Here is a 16,044-nt window from a genome sequence, read left to right as displayed (position 1 = left end):
CGTTCAGTGTCTAATTGTTCGCCTCACCTTTTCTTTTAATCTCGGCTGTTTACTTCATAAATTAGGTCCAGAGTACTATTTAAGCCGCTAACCGCCTCTAGGTATAACTGAGGCAATAACTGATAGTGAACGCTTACCTCGCTTACTGAATCGAATACACCGATACCATAAGTCACTTTGACACCTTCAGCCAGTTGCCCAGAGAGTTGAACTTGAGTTTTGTTACCTTGACCCGCCGTTTGTAAGTTGAGATCTTTGACTCCGAGTTTACGACCTAAACTGCCTAATCCGCTCTCACTTTGACCCACACCGAAACTCACGAGTGCATTCACCAACATCGTATCTGAATCGGACTTTTCTGTGCTATCTGAATTCAAACCTGTTCCACTGATTAGATAAGAAAGCTGTTCTGCTTGCTCCATTGATGGTTCCGAAAACAAGGCAACTCTCGGCGTGATCGCGTTACCACTAACTCTGATCCCAGCGATAACCTCGTCACTGGTATTCAGTGGGTTACGAATAGCTTCTATATCGAAGGCTGGCACGTCTGGCTGACCGCTGAAGGAAATATCCCCTTTTCTTATTTGCAGAACTTGCCCATAGGCTGCATAGTCACCTTTTAAAATACTGACTAGCCCGTTAACGCGAGTGTTTTCAGAATCGATTTTCACATTCAAATTACCACTTAGTTCGGCTTTCAAGTCAAGTGCATCCAAACGGACTTCGCCTTTCTTTTGCTCATCCACTTTTATGTTTAAGTCAATATCAAGTGGGATACCTGCATTTTGATTAGGCCGTTTTTCATCTACAACAAGAATATCTGCATTTGGAGACTTTGCGTTGGGTGGCAGATCCTTAAGTTTAATACGTGCATACGGAATATTTACACCGCCCGTCACTGACAGTAATTCAGGCGTCATATTAATTTGCATATCAGGTGAGACATGAAAACGATAAGTCTCGTACTCTATATCGAGTTTATCTCCTGAAATGTTTGCGCTAGCGCTTATGCCATCGGCAAAGTCGATTGCTCCTTGGATGCGACCGCTGCCCTGCCCTAACTTAAACTGTCCGTCGTATGTCGCGCTGAAGCCGTCAAATACAAGCTCTTGGTTGTACTCGGAGAGACGAATGGGATAATCACTTAATCCAACAGCAGCATCCTTGATCTTAAGTTCACCGCCTAACGAAGGCTTTTCTAGCGCTCCGCTAAATGCCAAGTCTGCATTTATTACGCCCTCTAAACGCTGAACATGGCTTGTGAATGGCGCAAACTGTGACAACGCCAAATCGGACACACCTATTTTGCCGTTGTGCGTTCTTTTCTCGCTTTGTAAGAGCAACAGACTTTCAAGGTCAATTGCGCCCGCCGCTTCACTAGATAAGCTGAGGGTCGTATTTATCTGTTCGCTTGAGCCTGAAACAACTGCGTTTATTTTTTCAATACTGAGCGCTTGTTGCCCAGCAACCAAAATATTATCGCTAGCATTCAAGTCGAGAGTAAAATTAACACCATCGTCTTTTGACCAGAGAACTGCGGCATCCACGTTCACTTCTAGGTCAGATTTAGCGACGTTTATTTCAGTTAAGAGCGCTCCCATGCCTGAGTTCATGATTTGATAATTCAAACTCACTTTGGCATCAGCATTCTTTTCATCAACTTTGATATCGTCTACACATAGTTCATCCGCTCTGCCTCTCCAGCAATGTGCTTGAAGCTGCAGTGAAAAAGGCTGTAATGTAACCGTTAACTGTGGTGTAGATTGCATTTCCAACTCAGCCAATGCTGTATTAATTCGCCCTTCCAACCACTGACCGTTCCATCGAGTTGTATTGCCGTCTCTAAGTAACTCTCCCTCTAAGACTTGTCGAGTTTGGAAGTCACCTTCGGGAATATCCAAAGACAAAGACTGATTGACTTCATCACCCTGAAGGCTTAATTCCAATTGAGGTATGGCGACTCCTGATGAATACAATTGCGACAAATTCAGTTTTATTTCAGAAGCGAGTTTTTGCGCAAAATCGACATTCGCTTGCAAATTCAATGAATCCAATTGATGCTCTCCAAGCACTATCGACTCCCCTTTACCAGTTAAGGTAATTGTTGGAGCTTCGATTGCGCCCTGTATTTGGCCTTGCAAACTAAGCGCGCCTTCTAGGGATGGGTAAATATCTTCAAATGAATTAATATCAAAATCGAATACCAGAAGACTGCTGTCGAGCTTACTTGAGTTTTGCTTTGATACAGTTGTACTTTGCTGAGCTGCAAAATTTTGCTGCTCTAAGACACTTTCAATAGCATCTAAAGCTTTTTGACTATATAGCTGCCCGCTTGCTTTCATCACGTTTTCTGATTGATTCAACAAAAACTCTTCAACAAAGATATTACCACTCTTATCCAAACGCAGGTTCAAAGCGGACTTAAAAGGTAGCTCTTGCCATGAGCCATCAATTGCGGCGTCAGAAATACTCGCCCACTGGGTGACTTCATTGAGCGTAACAGTGTGAGGGAGCTCACCACTAAACATGCCCATAAGATCCGTTGATAGATAACTAGGATCTAATTTTTCAAGTCCTAACAAGCCTTCTAGCGTTAACTCATTGAGTGACGCATTCGTCTCTACAAACACTTTTCCTGCATAACTCAGCTTCCCTATGTCTCCAGAAATAAGTGCTTGTTCGATATTTACTAGACTTTCTTTCGTTTTCGGAGATATCAAGGCATCAACATAGACATTTGAAACACCCATGACCTGTTGGCCTTTGCCCTCGACGGAAACAGCGTATTGGTTGATATCCCCCACTACGCTCGCCCTCAAATTGGACACACCTATTAAGGGTTCTAATTGCTGTTCAGAAACCCCTGGCAACAAATTGGTTAACGAAGCTTTTGCGCTTTCGTTTATTCCATTGAATGCAAATTCAATATCTACTGGCAGTTCTGCCTGAGATACCTCTAAATTCAAACTGGCATCAACAATGTTTTGTTTTGCCGCTGCATGCTTGAAATTGAGAAATGTCTGAGATTGGTCTCCAGATATCGCAATTACGAAGCTATCCGCACTAGTAGTTTTAGGTGTGTCCGATTTCGGTTTACCTTCAATACTTTTAGCGCTGCTGTTCGGTTTGATTTCGAGCTTAATATCATGGCGAAGCTTGTCAGCAAAATTAACGGTGGCCGAAGTCATTACATCGAGTGGCACAAAAATAGGTGTGTCCCGTTTGTCTTCAAAAGAAGAAAAAGTGAGCTTGCTGCTTAGCTCTTGTTTTTTTATTTGAGCGCCAATGTTCAGCGAAGACAAACAATATAGATTGCTTGGTAATAATTCCGTATGTTTAAGGACGCAGATATTGTTGATTCGGGTATTAGCTAGCTTAGCTTGAATCGGCACGAATACCCGTGGAAGCGTGATGGGGTCATATTTGAAATTGCCCAGCTTCGCCAACCATTCTCTACTCTCGCTCTCACTTGGCGCTATTGTTGGTTCAGGCACTTCAGACTGCTGTGGAATATAATAATTGAGCTCATCTAAGGTCAGCTTTTTTATCTCTAGTACCTTCTCAAATTGCAGAGCAAGTGCGAAATCTTTCGCGTCCAAAAGCAAAGTTTCATTCTGAAAAATATTCAGCTCATCAAGTGATAATTCATGCAATCTAATCATCACAGGCAAAGTGATAAGTTCGGAAATAGGTGTGTCCGATTTAGGGGCGGCTTCAGTTTCAGAGAGCGCTAACTTGATTTTGCCTAAGTCGATATTGTTTATGCATACTTCAGCGCTCCATAAGCAGCTTAGGCTGAGGTCTACCTCTGCCTTGTCTGCATCGAGTTCTAGGCCTGGCTGGCGAACACTGATATTCTTGAGTTTGATAGATGAGTACAAGCTTCCTGAGTCATAGTCTATCGATATTCCCGCATCCATTTCATTGAGCTTATTCACACCAAATTTGATACCCATAGGCGACAGCAACAACGCTGTGATTAATATCAGCAGTAGCACCAGGGTTAGGAATGCCCAAGATAGACCTTTCAACCATTGATTTAGCTTAATTGATTTCAACATGCTAAATCCCCGGTCCAATAATGAGGTGTAAGCGCCATGTGTTTTCTTCGTCTGTAAAGCCACGAGCGACATACAAACGCACAGTACCAATTGGGGACAACCAGTGTGCGCCTGCACCTACGCCATAGGCCGGTGATTTACCGAAATCATCATCAGCACTGCCTGCATCAACAAATACGGCTGCTCGCCAGTCATCATATAATTGGTATGCGTATTCAGTGCTGGCGACTGACAAGAACCTAGCACCAACCAACTCCGGGAGGCCGGTCGCTTCATCAATTCTTTTTTCACTTAAGCTGTTTAGTGAAAAGCCGCGGATACTTTGGTCACCACCGGCAAAAAATCGCATACTCGACGGCACTCGTTCAAAGTCGTTGGTCACAATAGCACCGACATCACCGCGCAAAATAAAGCGATGTTTGCCGTAAGTTCGAATCCACTTGGTGCGCGCAGTCAGTCTAAGGACATTAATATCAGAAATAACTCGATCAGAGGCCGACTCTACGGTGAACTGTTGTCTGTCCCCCCAATCGATAAATAACTCTCCGCGCTTCCTAACCCGGTTCAATGTGATACCTGGCAACAATAGTTGCGTTGACTGCTCTTCATCTATCCCTTGGACGAAGCGCTCATACTCATAGCGCAAAAATACAATTTTATCCCAATCATTTTCCTGCTTGGCACCAAACTGTCGCTGCGCCGCTAAAGTATAGTTCTCACTGTCTCTTTGCTCTTCATTTAACTGCTGAACACCCACCTGAACTTTAAAAAAGTCGTTCAATGGATTTGCCATTGGGATCGTGTAACCCAAGGCAATGGTTTTCTTCGGTGCAGAGAAATACAGTTCTGAAGATAGGCTATGCCCTCTCAAATTTACCCAAGGGCGTTTCCAATTCATGGTAATTCTGGGGCCTGAATCTGTAGAAGCGCCAATACCAAATTGATAGGTGTCTCTCGGTTTGGTTCTTAGTAATGCCTCTATGGGGACGACTTTTTCTGCTTTCTGTTGTGGCGTCATTGCATCGAGGTTTGCTCTAATGACCACACTTTCATAGTAGCCAGTTTGTCTCACCGATTGAGTAAATTCACCTAGCAACTGTTGATTAAAATAATCACCCTTTTTGTATGGCATAACAGCTTCAACGAGCGAGCTGCCTTTGTCTTCAGTTAAATAGTCCAGCTTACCAAACTTGTGCCGCTCACCGAAACGCAAGTCCCATCTGACTTCAGCTTGGTTTTTAGCTAAATTAATCTTGATTTGATGTTGATTCAGCTTGAAATCAAAATAACCAAAAATTAAAGCAAAGGACTGTAAGCGAGACTTCAGGCCGTCATACTTGGATTGATCTAGGGGCAAACCCTGCATTGCTTGAAAGTTCTGTAAAACTTGCTTTAGTTCTTCTGGAAAGTGGGCTGTCTGAGTACTCGCTTGATCAACATCTAACTGCACACTCGACACCTTCACCTTTTCGCCCAAGGTCACTTTAATCAAAACGCCTTCATCTTCGAATGCGGCTTTGTTCAAGTTTTCTATCTGAACATCGGCTTTGTAGTAGGAATAAGCCCTCAGCGCTGTCGTCGTGAGCTCGCGCACGCGTTCTTCAAATTGCGCTAGTTCATACTCGTTGTCAGGAAAAGTGACGCTATTAAGATGAAGTTTTACATTTTCGGCGATACCAGAATCCAAGCCCTCTACTTTCCATTTTGCATGACTAGAGAACGCAACGGTGCTGAAGATAAATGAGTAAAAGAGGAAAACTAAGACTCTATTACTAAATGAAAATGAAATAACCTACTCCCTATAAAGATATTTTCCGCAAGCACATCGAATGCATTTAAAAGACTGGCATATGCCCCGACTACGAGATCACGTATTGTCCTTTTATTTCGCTTCGTGGGCAAGACTTTAGGCCAGTTATTCATCAGGAAATAAAAGAACAATCCTAGGGTACAGTAGTACCACAGCAGCCATGAATATAAGATGAACGCGTCTGTTAAGGAAACGGATGTAAAACCAAGGACGGTGACGACTCAGGCTATCTTAAAGACTGGCCTTTGGCGCTCACTTATCACCTAACAACTTACAACTTACGCAGCAATACTTTTAAAAATGAAATCGGAGATAAGTATGACATCAACTACTATGCAAATCCTTAAAAAGTCAGAATTGAAACAGGTTAGTGGAGGAGCGAATGTTCGTTCCGGCATCAATACAACAGGCTTCCCCGTTTCGACCTTTCAAGACGGGCTAGATACCATTGGTATCAATGAACAGGGAAAAATCCCAATGCCATTTATAACACTCGGCAAAAATGAAAATGGCGGAATATTACCTACCTTTTGAGCCTAGTATTTGGCAGCTCCCGTTCTTTCTGGTTGAGCTGCCACCTTCACTTCATGGAATAAACTATGATCTTACTCTTAGGGACTCCTGGCAATGAAAGCATACGACACCTCAGTAGTGAAATGGCAAAAATCGAGCAGGATTATTTTATTCTCGACTCGCAACGTCTATTTAAAGATTACTCATTTTCGTACTGCCCAAACCGTAATGATGGTTTCATCAATAATGGCTTTCGAACCGTCGCTTTAAGCAAATTTAGCAGTGCCTTTTGGGGCCAAATAAACGTGCCCGAATTGCCCAAAGAAAATGCCTCGACCCCTGGTGACTTAGAGGTTGTAGACTTAAATGAACGGCTATATCAGCAAGAATTGAACTGCAGTTTACAAACCCTCTTAAATTTCTCACGAATCCATTGGTGCAACTCATGGCAAGCATTTCAACTGCATAAAACGAAGCCAATTCAATTGGAAAAAGCAAAAGCATTGGGTGCAGTAATACCGAAAACTCAAATAAGCAATGTTTTACCCCATGAGTCTGTTTGTTCAGCTTCAAGCCAAAGTGGCATTATGAAACCTGTTCACGCGGGATACATGACTCAAGCTTTTGACGTTCAACACGACCCACAAACCCTGATAACGGAAAGTTGCACTAATGTTGATTTGATAAAAGGCTTCCCTTTCACGCTACAAGACAAAGTGCTTGGTCAAAACATTCGCACTTACGTCATTGGTGAAGAGGTCTTTAGTGGCCTTATTGAAACGAAACTCTTAGATTTTCGTTCGCAAAGCGCGGAAGAACAAATAGTCCATCGGATTCAGCTTAGCGAGCAGGAAAAGTCACTTGCACAAAAGATACGAATAAGCTTTGATATGCAATGGACAGCAATAGATTGGATACGACGGAAGAACGGTGAACTGGTGTTTTTAGAAGCCAACCCGGCGCCCATGTTCATCGGGTTTGAAAGACTCACTTCCTATCCAATCACCAAGGCGCTAATGAAACTACTGTTAAGCAGACACTAAACATAGCATGATGCATTTTCGAGGGATAAGTCTATAAAGTGTCGCCAAATGGACGTTTATTATACTCTAGAAACACAAAACCCCAAAAACCGGAGTAATTGGGGCTTGCATCAAATATTTAAACGCGACTTGCTCCTCAAGGTTGACTAGACCTTGAGCGGTTTATAATCTTATTTAGAACAAGGACTTGCCTAATTCAATATTAAGGTATAAAACCGAAGACTTACGTTATGTTTCGTATACTACAATATAAATCGGCTTAAGTCTTCATTATCTGCCAAAGTTTCTAAATGCTGATTCACATATTCTTTGTCTACCAGTAAAGATTCGCCAGCTTTGTCGCTAGCCTCAAATGAAATCTCTTCCATTAGTCTTTCTAGCACCGTGTACAAGCGTCGTGCACCAATGTTTTCAGTCTTTTCATTCACTTGCCAAGCAACTTCAGCGATACGTTGAATGCCTGACTCAGCAAATTCCACGTCTACTCCTTCAGTTTTAAGCAGTGCTTTATATTGCTGAGTCAATGACGCATTTGGCTCAGTCAAAATACGCACAAAGTCTTCGACTCTTAATGCAGAAAGCTCAACACGTATTGGCAAGCGACCTTGTAACTCTGGAATAAGGTCTGAAGGTTTCGCCATTTGGAATGCACCAGAAGCAATAAATAAAATATGGTCGGTTTTTACCATGCCATGCTTTGTAGACACCGTAGACCCCTCAACTAGAGGTAACAGATCGCGTTGCACGCCCTCACGAGATACATCACCTGATTGATTACCTTCGCGCTTACAAATCTTGTCAATTTCATCTATAAAAACAATGCCATTTTGTTCCAAAGACTCAATAGCCGTTTCTTTTAAATCTTCTTGGTTAACAAGTTTTGCTGACTCTTCTTCCACCAACAATTTGAACGCTTCTTTAATTTTTAACTTTTTCTTTTTCTTTTGGTCGCCAGACAGATTTTGAAACATCCCTTGAAGTTGGTTTGTCATTTCTTCCATGCCAGGAGGAGCCATAATCTCAACACCAACCTGCGGTAAACTCACATCAACTTCAATTTCTTTATCATCCAATTGGCCTTCGCGCAGCTTTTTGCGAAAAACTTGGCGAGTGCCCTTATCTTGAGGCTCTTCCCTTTCGCCGCTGACGCTTTGTGCTGGCGGCAACAAGATATCAAGAATACGGTCTTCTGCTGCTTCTTCAGCACGATACTTTACTTTTTTCGACGCTTGTTCTTTTGTCATCTTCACGGCAATGTCAGCAAGATCGCGAATGATAGTTTCTACTTCTTTTCCGACATAGCCAACTTCAGTAAATTTAGTGGCTTCCACTTTGATGAAAGGTGCATTTGCCAGCTTAGCTAAACGTCTGGCAATTTCTGTTTTACCCACACCTGTTGGACCTATCATTAGAATGTTTTTAGGCGTGACCTCTTGACGTAACTCAGGCTCTAATTGCATTCTTCTCCAGCGATTTCTTAGCGCGATAGAGACCGCCTTTTTGGCATCAGACTGGCCAATAATGTGGCGGTCTAGTGCATGAACAATTTCTCTAGGAGTCATTTCTGACATAATCTTTTACCTTTGCTCTATTTCTTCACGGCAAACTTACATGAGCGCCACAGAAAGATTGAATTTATGAATTAGTAATCGAGGGTTTCGATAGTCTGATTTTGATTGGTATACACACAAATATCGCCAGCAATCGTTAAACTTTTTTCTGCGATTTCTTGTGCGCCAAGCTCGGTGTTGCCGAGCAGTGCTGTTGCAGCGGCTTGTGCGAATGGGCCACCTGAGCCAATAGCAATCAAATCTTGTTCTGGTTGGATAACATCGCCATTACCGGTAATGATCAAGGATGCAGTATGATCAGCGACAGCAAGCAATGCTTCAAGCTTTCTCAGCATGCGATCAGTACGCCAATCTTTGGCGAGTTCCACCGCCGCTTTGGTTAGATGCCCTTGATGCATTTCGAGCTTAGATTCAAAACGCTCAAACAGTGTGAATGCATCTGCGGTGCCACCCGCAAAACCTGCCAAGACCTTGTCGTGATATAAACGACGCACTTTGCGAGCATTCCCCTTCATAACGGTATTCCCGAGTGATACCTGTCCGTCGCCCGCGATGACGACTTGATTATTGCGACGGATTGAAACGATCGTTGTCATGTAAACTCCTACTGAAATACCGATGACATTTGCTTGTCGAGTATATGTGGGGGAGTATCATTTTTTTTCAAGCGTTAATCTGACTTCAATTCCCTATATTGACAATTACGAACACCAGCTCTTTTTTTCAACTTGTTGCTAATACTATTCGCCATCCTTTTCGATTCTAGAGGACTTATTACCACTTTATACCAAACCCCATTTTCTCCCACAGTGCGACGAACTTGTGACTCATAGCCTTGGAACGCAATTTTAGCCTTCAATTCTTCAGCCCGCGACTTTTCTCTAAATGAACCGCACTGCAAAAAATAACGCTTATCAGCTCCCGGCATCTCACCCACTTCCACCTCAACTGCATACTCCGGCAAGCCTTCGATGAACTCCCACTCTTCTTCACCCATTTCAGGCAAAATCTCTTTTTCATCCAAATCAGTGTTCGGATTAGTGTAAGTGTTAGGCGATGTGTCTTTTTCTGAGGTCGTTGCGTCTGCCGACTCAACAACTGTGTCTGTAGCCTCGCTATCATCCACATCCATATCTTTGAGAGTCCAAAGGCCCGCAACGAAGGCTGCAACAACGGCAATGGCAAGAACGACTTTAAACCAAGCGACATTGTGCTTAGCTTTTTTGCGAACAGGGGGCTTTCTTTTTTTCTGGCTTCTGGCCACGTAATCTTTTTGCGCCATATTGTTTTTATTATATCGCTTTATTGCTTTGGTCGGATTGCAGACTATACAAAATTCTGCGCTGAAAAACGCGTTAATTTCGCAAATTTTATTCATTCGGTGGTTCTTTGTGCAAGCTTCGTTCTAATCAGCGTCTAACTAAAATCAATGGGAGATACATCAATACTCCACCGCACTTGGCGGGATATCGCCAAGGTTTGTAAACCAAAGTTCGCTTGTTCCGTTATTTTTTGCAGGTAGTTTCGAGAAGGTGACTGCACGATTAACACAAACCGGAATCGACCTTGTCGTTTCTCGATGAAAGCGGGAAACGGCCCCAAGACTTTGGCGTGCTGAAACTGCGTAAAGGTATCGGCACAAATCTTAAGAAAATCCATTGCTAGCCCTTTTTTGTGAGATTCGCTACGAATACATATTTGATGTTCATAAGGTGGCAATCCAGCATGTTTCCGCTCTAGCAGTGCGTACCGAGCAAAGTCACTATAGCCATTGTTAATTAAGTCTTGTAGTAATGGGTGCTCTGGACAATGAGTTTGCAGCCACATCTCACCCGCTTTTCCGCTTCTTCCTGCTCGTCCAGACAGCTGCGTGATTAATTGAGCGAGTTTTTCGGGTGCACGGAAATCAGCACTAAATAGAGCACTATCCACGTCGACGATAAGTACAAGCGTAACATCAGGAAAATGGTGCCCTTTTGATAGTATTTGTGTTCCTACGAGCACTTGGTATTTCTTCTGATTGATGTCCTGCAAAAGGCGGTTTAACTTACCCTTTCCTCTTACGGTATCACTATCGATTCGCACAGTATCGTATTCTGCAAATATTTCCTCCAAACCCGCTTGCATTTGTTCAGTGCCCACCCCAAAAGTATCCAAGTCATCGCTACCACATTCCGGGCAGCGTTTAGGCAAATATCGGGTGTCGGCACAACGATGGCACTGCAAATTATTCACGCTTTTATGCACAGTCATAGGGTTATCGCAGCGCTGACAAGACTCTACGTGTCCGCATTGGTGGCACAATAAGGCTGGCGCATAGCCCCTACGATTAACAAACACCATCACTTGGTTGCCTGCTTGCAATTGTTCACGCATTTTATCCAACATGCCCTGCGCAATACCAAACTGCATCTGCTGGCCTTTGATATTCATTAAACGCTGACTTGGCATCGATGCACTGCCGGCTCTGTTAGGCAAAACTAAATGTTTGTATTTCTTTTCAATCGCATTGTGCAAACTTTCGAGTGAAGGAGTTGCACTGCCAAGGACGAGGGGAATATTTAGCTGTTTGGCGCGATAAACAGCAATATCTCGTGCATGATATTTCAGATTGTCTTGTTGCTTAAATGATTCATCGTGCTCTTCATCGACGATGATCATGCCTGGGTTCTTCAACTCAGTGAAAATAGAAGACCGTGTACCGATAACGATACCAATATTGCCATCTCTAGCTTGCTGCCAAACTGTCAGCCTTTCAGTATCATTCAAGTTCGAATGTAGCATGCCCACTGGGATGCCAAAGCGATCTTCGAAGCGCTGAACCGTTTGCGGGGTTAAGCCAATTTCCGGCACCAAAATTAAAATTTGTTTACCTTCTAACAACAGTGGCTCGATGATTTGCAAATAAACCTCTGTCTTGCCACTTCCAGTCACACCTTCAATTAAGAAAGTATCAAAACCATTGCTCACGTTTACACTTGATATAGCAATAGATTGGTCAACATTAGCTAAAGGTTTCTCAGCTATTTGTATTGACTGTTTCCAGTCTCCGACTTGTAGCTCTTCTTCTCGTTTAATTAACAAGTCTTTTTCAATCATCGCTTTGACAACAGAAGCACTAAACTCATCCTTCACCTTGCTTAGAGGTGCTTTTTGCTCTGCACTCGCAAGAATAAAATGAAAGAGGGCTCGTTGTTTTTGTGATCGCGATAAACGAGGGTCTACGTCATCAATATTTTTTGCTTCATCGCTCAAATAAAGCATGGTCTCGGTTTGAACTGAAGCTTTCGTTTTGCCACTCGCTTGTTTTCTTAGTGCCGCGGGTAATAAGGTGTGTAACACCTCACCAATTGGATAGTGATAATATCGACTCATCCACTCTCCAAGCTCTCGCATGCTAGCAGAGCAAACTGGCGTGCTATCGAGTACTTCAATAACCGACTTGAGCTTCTTCTCTTCAACAATCGCGTGTTCGGCGTGCCCCATTACAATACCAACCACTTTTCGGGGTCCGAAAGGAACCAGTACTCGACACGCAATAATGTCCCCCACATCTTCGCTTTCGATACGGTAATCAAATACTTGGTACATGGGAACTGGAATGGCGACTTGAACGACTTGCAAGCTTGCTCCTTATTTCGATTAGTCAACAGCGATTCGCTGACAGTGATGCTCATTTGTCAAACCTACATACTATCAAGGTCTTGCAAGAGCGAATAGCAATGATTACCTCAGAATGAAAGAACACAACAAAAGTACAGGTCTACTGTCTTGATGCGAGCCTAGCTTGAAAGCTTCGAGTAAATGCACTTTCCGCTTGATATTGCGAGGTAAGTCCATTATTATGCGCGTCCAAATTTCGGCAGTTGATAACATCATCTGCTATTTAATTAAATGCGTTTGGTGTGCAACTTCGGGTTGTATAGCGAGACGGCCTAAAATAAAAGGTATCCCAATGAAAGAAGGTATTCACCCGCAGTACGACGAAATCAAAGCAACGTGTTCATGCGGCAACGTTATTGCAGTTCGTTCAACGTTAAAGAAAGACATCAACTTGGACGTATGTTCATCTTGTCACCCTTTCTACACTGGTAAGCAACGTAATGTTGATACTGGTGGTCGTGTTGACCGCTTTAAGAAGCGTTTTGGTGCACTTAGCAAGAAGTAAGTGTTTGCTGAAAAGCAGATTTAAGAGAAAAGAGCACATTATGTGCTCTTTTTTTCGCCCGTAATAAACTTACAAAGCGCGGATGTCTTCAGCGTTGAAAATTTATAACGACTTATAAACATACAAAAATTCATATAAACTCATTAACCTTCATAAATGTTCGTTATACGCATTCGATTATAATCCTCATCGTTTAGCAAAATATCAGCGTAAAATCATGGTCTTACCAGTTATAAAATTCATCCATCTTTCATAGATTGTATTCTTCATTCGGCGCTGATTTGTGCTACATTTGCTCAATGTTGGTAAGTCAATATGAAAACTTACCAAATAATGTATCACTGACACTATTGAAAGGACCCTGCATCTCATGCCAGATTTTCGCCAACAAGCACTCGATTATCACGAATTCCCAAAGCCCGGCAAAATTAGTGTTGAGCTTACGACACCTGCTGACACCGTTACAGATCTGGCGCTAGCATATAGTCCAGGCGTGGCTGAACCGGTGAGAGAGATTGCTGCAGATCCGAATGCTGCATATCGCTACACAGCCAAAGGAAATTTAGTGGCCGTCATTTCGAATGGTACCGCTATTTTAGGACTAGGTAATTTAGGCCCATTAGCATCAAAACCAGTGATGGAAGGCAAAGCGCTTTTATTCAAACATTTTGCTGGTTTAGATTCGATTGATATTGAAGTGAAACACCGAACAACGGAAGAGTTCATCAATACAGTGGCGAATATTGCAGACACCTTTGGTGGTATTAACTTAGAAGATATTAAAGCGCCCGAGTGTTTCGAGATTGAGCAAGAACTCATAAAGCGCTGCAAAGTACCCATCTTTCATGATGATCAACACGGTACAGCTATCGTAACAGCGGCGGGTATGTTGAACGCATTAGAAATACAGGGTAAGAAAATTGAAGAAGCCATTTTCGTATGTATGGGCGCTGGTGCTGCTGCTGTCGCTTGTATGGAGTTGCTTATTAAGTGCGGTGCCATGCGTGAAAAAATCTATATGCTTGACCGTAAAGGTGTTATCCATACCCGTCGTGAAGAGCTAACTCCACACAAAGCCTTGTTTGCAAACAATACCGACAAACGTAGCTTGGAAGATGTTCTGGAAGGCGCCGACGTATTCTTAGGACTAAGCGGCCCAGATATTTTACCGCCAGAAGCACTTAAACTAATGGCACCTAAGCCTGTCGTATTTGCTTGCTCTAACCCGGATCCTGAAATTAAGCCTGAACTTGCTCATGCAGTCCGTGACGACCTTATTATGGCAACAGGACGCTCCGACTATCCAAACCAAGTCAATAATGTGTTGTGTTTCCCATTCATATTTCGTGGTGCATTAGATGTAAGAGCATCTTCGATTAATGATGAAATGAAAGTGGCTGCAGTTGAAGCACTACGAGAAGTATCTAAAGAAGATGTACCTGAACAAGTATTAAAAGCGAGCAACAGCAAAGCCCTATCATTTGGCAAAGACTATATCATTCCAAAGCCAATGGATCCTCGCTTGTGTAAACGCATCGCCACGGCTGTCGCGTTGGCAGCAATTGAATCTGGTGTGGCGAAGATTGAAAGTATTCCGAACGATTATTTGGATAACTTTTAGATAACACCTACTATTTGTCATTGCTAAGCCACTTTTTCTGAAGTGGCTTTTTTATAGTTTCTTATTGTACGGTCTAAAAATTTAAGCGCTTTTTTAAGTTCTTTAAGTTATGATGCAAGCACTAGCTAACAATGCACTTATAAAAAGAAGAATATGGCCAAAAAGCTGAACCTCACTCAAGTTGCGAAGATACTTGGCGTATCTATTGCCACTGTATCAAATGCCTTCAACCGCCCTGATCAACTATCCAGCAAGTTAAGAGAAAAGATCCTCGCTGAATGCGAAAGGCTTGGTTACCGCGGTCCAAATTTAGCTGCTCGCTCTTTGCGTATTGGCGCGTCTGGCGTCATTGGTGTGGTATTGGTTGACTCACTTAGCTATAGCTTTTCAGACCCTGTCGCAAGTCAGCTTTTACAGGGCGTAGCAGAACTTTTGGTCGAAAAAAACAAACAAATGTTACTGTTATCCGGCAACATAGATTCGGCCGAACAACGTACCGCTGAATCGTTACCTGATGGCTTTATTATTTATGGTGCGATTCGACACTCCACTTTAGATCCCATACTTCGTCTGGGTAAGCCAGTCGTGCATGTCGACTGCCTGATTGATAGCACTCATTCGGTGAACATCGACAATGAAATTGGTTCTCGCACTGTTGCTAATCACGCGATGGAATACGTAAAGAAAAAAGGGAACGACAGCCCTAATATCTCTGTCCTTGGCCTGCGAATGGTAGATTCTAAAAGGATTTGTAGACTCATTGAGAGTGACTTCAATAGTGAATCGCGAGAAATTTCTCAGCGCCGCTTAAAGGGCTATTTAATGGCCGCCAAAGATAACAACATGAGCATTTCATTTGATCGCATCTGGCACATCCCCGAAAACGATCAAGAACATGCTGAGATTGCAGCCAGAGAATCACTATCAACAGTGCCTAGACCCGATATTCTATTGTGTATGAGTGATATAAACGCATTAGCAGCATCACGTGTCTGTCAAGAACTGGGGATCCGCATTCCTGAAGATATCGTGTTGACTGGGTTTGACGATATCCCAGAGGCAAGTCGCGCCGTGCCAAGCTTAACTACTATTTGCCAACAGAGTATTGAAAAAGGCAAAGTAGCCGCGAATCTACTTTTAGAGGCAATCGCCAAAGGCGATGATGAAAAAGAGAACATTCAACATATTATGCTGGGCACTCGACTTATCGTTAGGAACAGTTGCCCCTAAACGAGTATCGAATACCTCTGCTCTGTC

11 protein-coding genes are annotated in these 16,044 nt (G+C 43.0%); 5 read left to right on the top strand and 6 right to left on the bottom strand.

The genetic code is table 11. The features are described from left to right. Window positions 1–35 precede the first annotated feature (35 nt). Together RM556_RS03410 and RM556_RS03405 are read right to left on the bottom strand one after the other, a co-directional pair. Window positions 36–4,061: a translocation/assembly module TamB domain-containing protein gene (locus RM556_RS03410; RefSeq protein WP_311373847.1), complete on the bottom strand. Its 4,026-nt coding sequence runs from the start codon at window positions 4,059–4,061 to the stop codon at window positions 36–38. A 1-nt stretch (window position 4,062) separates the two neighbouring features. After that, on the bottom strand, window positions 4,063–5,748 hold the full coding sequence (locus RM556_RS03405; protein WP_311361848.1) for an autotransporter assembly complex family protein: 1,686 nt from the start codon (window positions 5,746–5,748) through the stop codon (window positions 4,063–4,065). Window positions 5,749–6,189: 441 nt separating this feature from the next. Between RM556_RS03405 and RM556_RS03400 the strand changes: the two genes are divergently transcribed. Together RM556_RS03400 and RM556_RS03395 are read left to right on the top strand one after the other, a co-directional pair. Then, on the top strand, window positions 6,190–6,405 hold the full coding sequence (locus RM556_RS03400; RefSeq protein ID WP_311361847.1) for a hypothetical protein: 216 nt from the start codon (window positions 6,190–6,192) through the stop codon (window positions 6,403–6,405). Window positions 6,406–6,470: 65 nt separating this feature from the next. Next, window positions 6,471–7,427: a hypothetical protein gene (locus tag RM556_RS03395; RefSeq protein WP_311373846.1), complete on the top strand. Its 957-nt coding sequence runs from the start codon at window positions 6,471–6,473 to the stop codon at window positions 7,425–7,427. A 242-nt stretch (window positions 7,428–7,669) separates the two neighbouring features. Here the strand turns inward: RM556_RS03395 and hslU are convergent, their stop codons facing one another. The 4 genes from hslU to priA form a co-directional block, all read right to left on the bottom strand. Further along, window positions 7,670–8,998: an ATP-dependent protease ATPase subunit HslU gene (gene hslU / locus RM556_RS03390; RefSeq protein ID WP_311373845.1), complete on the bottom strand. Its 1,329-nt coding sequence runs from the start codon at window positions 8,996–8,998 to the stop codon at window positions 7,670–7,672. 71 nt (window positions 8,999–9,069) lie between these two features. Further along, window positions 9,070–9,594 carry an ATP-dependent protease subunit HslV gene (gene hslV, locus RM556_RS03385; RefSeq protein WP_311361844.1) on the bottom strand — a complete coding sequence of 175 codons (525 nt, stop codon included), beginning with the start codon at window positions 9,592–9,594 and terminating at the stop codon, window positions 9,070–9,072. 74 nt (window positions 9,595–9,668) lie between these two features. Then, window positions 9,669–10,376 carry an SPOR domain-containing protein gene (locus RM556_RS03380; RefSeq protein WP_311361843.1) on the bottom strand — a complete coding sequence of 236 codons (708 nt, stop codon included), beginning with the start codon at window positions 10,374–10,376 and terminating at the stop codon, window positions 9,669–9,671. Between the two features lie 38 nt (window positions 10,377–10,414). Beyond that, window positions 10,415–12,622, bottom strand: a complete 2,208-nt coding sequence (gene priA / locus RM556_RS03375; RefSeq protein WP_311373844.1) for a primosomal protein N' — start codon at window positions 12,620–12,622, stop codon at window positions 10,415–10,417. Window positions 12,623–12,953: 331 nt separating this feature from the next. Between priA and rpmE the strand changes: the two genes are divergently transcribed. The 3 genes from rpmE (at window position 12,954) to RM556_RS03360 (ending at window position 16,017) form a co-directional block, all read left to right on the top strand. Beyond that, window positions 12,954–13,166 carry a 50S ribosomal protein L31 gene (rpmE, locus tag RM556_RS03370; protein WP_311361841.1) on the top strand — a complete coding sequence of 71 codons (213 nt, stop codon included), beginning with the start codon at window positions 12,954–12,956 and terminating at the stop codon, window positions 13,164–13,166. 370 nt (window positions 13,167–13,536) lie between these two features. Next, complete coding sequence (locus RM556_RS03365; protein WP_311361840.1) at window positions 13,537–14,787, top strand: malic enzyme-like NAD(P)-binding protein; 1,251 nt, start codon at window positions 13,537–13,539, stop codon at window positions 14,785–14,787. Between the two features lie 153 nt (window positions 14,788–14,940). After that, on the top strand, window positions 14,941–16,017 hold the full coding sequence (locus RM556_RS03360) for a LacI family DNA-binding transcriptional regulator (RefSeq protein ID WP_311361839.1): 1,077 nt from the start codon (window positions 14,941–14,943) through the stop codon (window positions 16,015–16,017). Window positions 16,018–16,044 lie beyond the last annotated feature (27 nt).

It is taken from the genome of Alteromonas sp. W364 (assembly GCF_031846205.1).
In the GTDB taxonomy this organism is placed as follows: Bacteria; Pseudomonadota; Gammaproteobacteria; order Enterobacterales; family Alteromonadaceae; genus Glaciecola; species Glaciecola blandensis.
The sequence above is the reverse complement of the archived record's forward strand: the minus strand, read 5'-3'. Positions and strand labels throughout refer to the sequence as shown.

What these genes read in the sequence shown, in the direction of transcription:
- RM556_RS03410 (WP_311373847.1), bottom strand. Translation starts at nt 4,061, where the DNA reads ATGTTGAAATCAATTAAGCTAAATCAATGGTTGAAAGGTCTATCTTGG.
- RM556_RS03400 (WP_311361847.1), top strand. Translation starts at nt 6,190, where the DNA reads ATGACATCAACTACTATGCAAATCCTTAAAAAGTCAGAATTGAAACAG.
- RM556_RS03395 (WP_311373846.1), top strand. Translation starts at nt 6,471, where the DNA reads ATGATCTTACTCTTAGGGACTCCTGGCAATGAAAGCATACGACACCTC.
- hslU (WP_311373845.1), bottom strand. Translation starts at nt 8,998, where the DNA reads ATGTCAGAAATGACTCCTAGAGAAATTGTTCATGCACTAGACCGCCAC.
- hslV (WP_311361844.1), bottom strand. Translation starts at nt 9,594, where the DNA reads ATGACAACGATCGTTTCAATCCGTCGCAATAATCAAGTCGTCATCGCG.
- RM556_RS03380 (WP_311361843.1), bottom strand. Translation starts at nt 10,376, where the DNA reads ATGAATAAAATTTGCGAAATTAACGCGTTTTTCAGCGCAGAATTTTGT.
- rpmE (WP_311361841.1), top strand. Translation starts at nt 12,954, where the DNA reads ATGAAAGAAGGTATTCACCCGCAGTACGACGAAATCAAAGCAACGTGT.
- RM556_RS03365 (WP_311361840.1), top strand. Translation starts at nt 13,537, where the DNA reads ATGCCAGATTTTCGCCAACAAGCACTCGATTATCACGAATTCCCAAAG.
- RM556_RS03360 (WP_311361839.1), top strand. Translation starts at nt 14,941, where the DNA reads ATGGCCAAAAAGCTGAACCTCACTCAAGTTGCGAAGATACTTGGCGTA.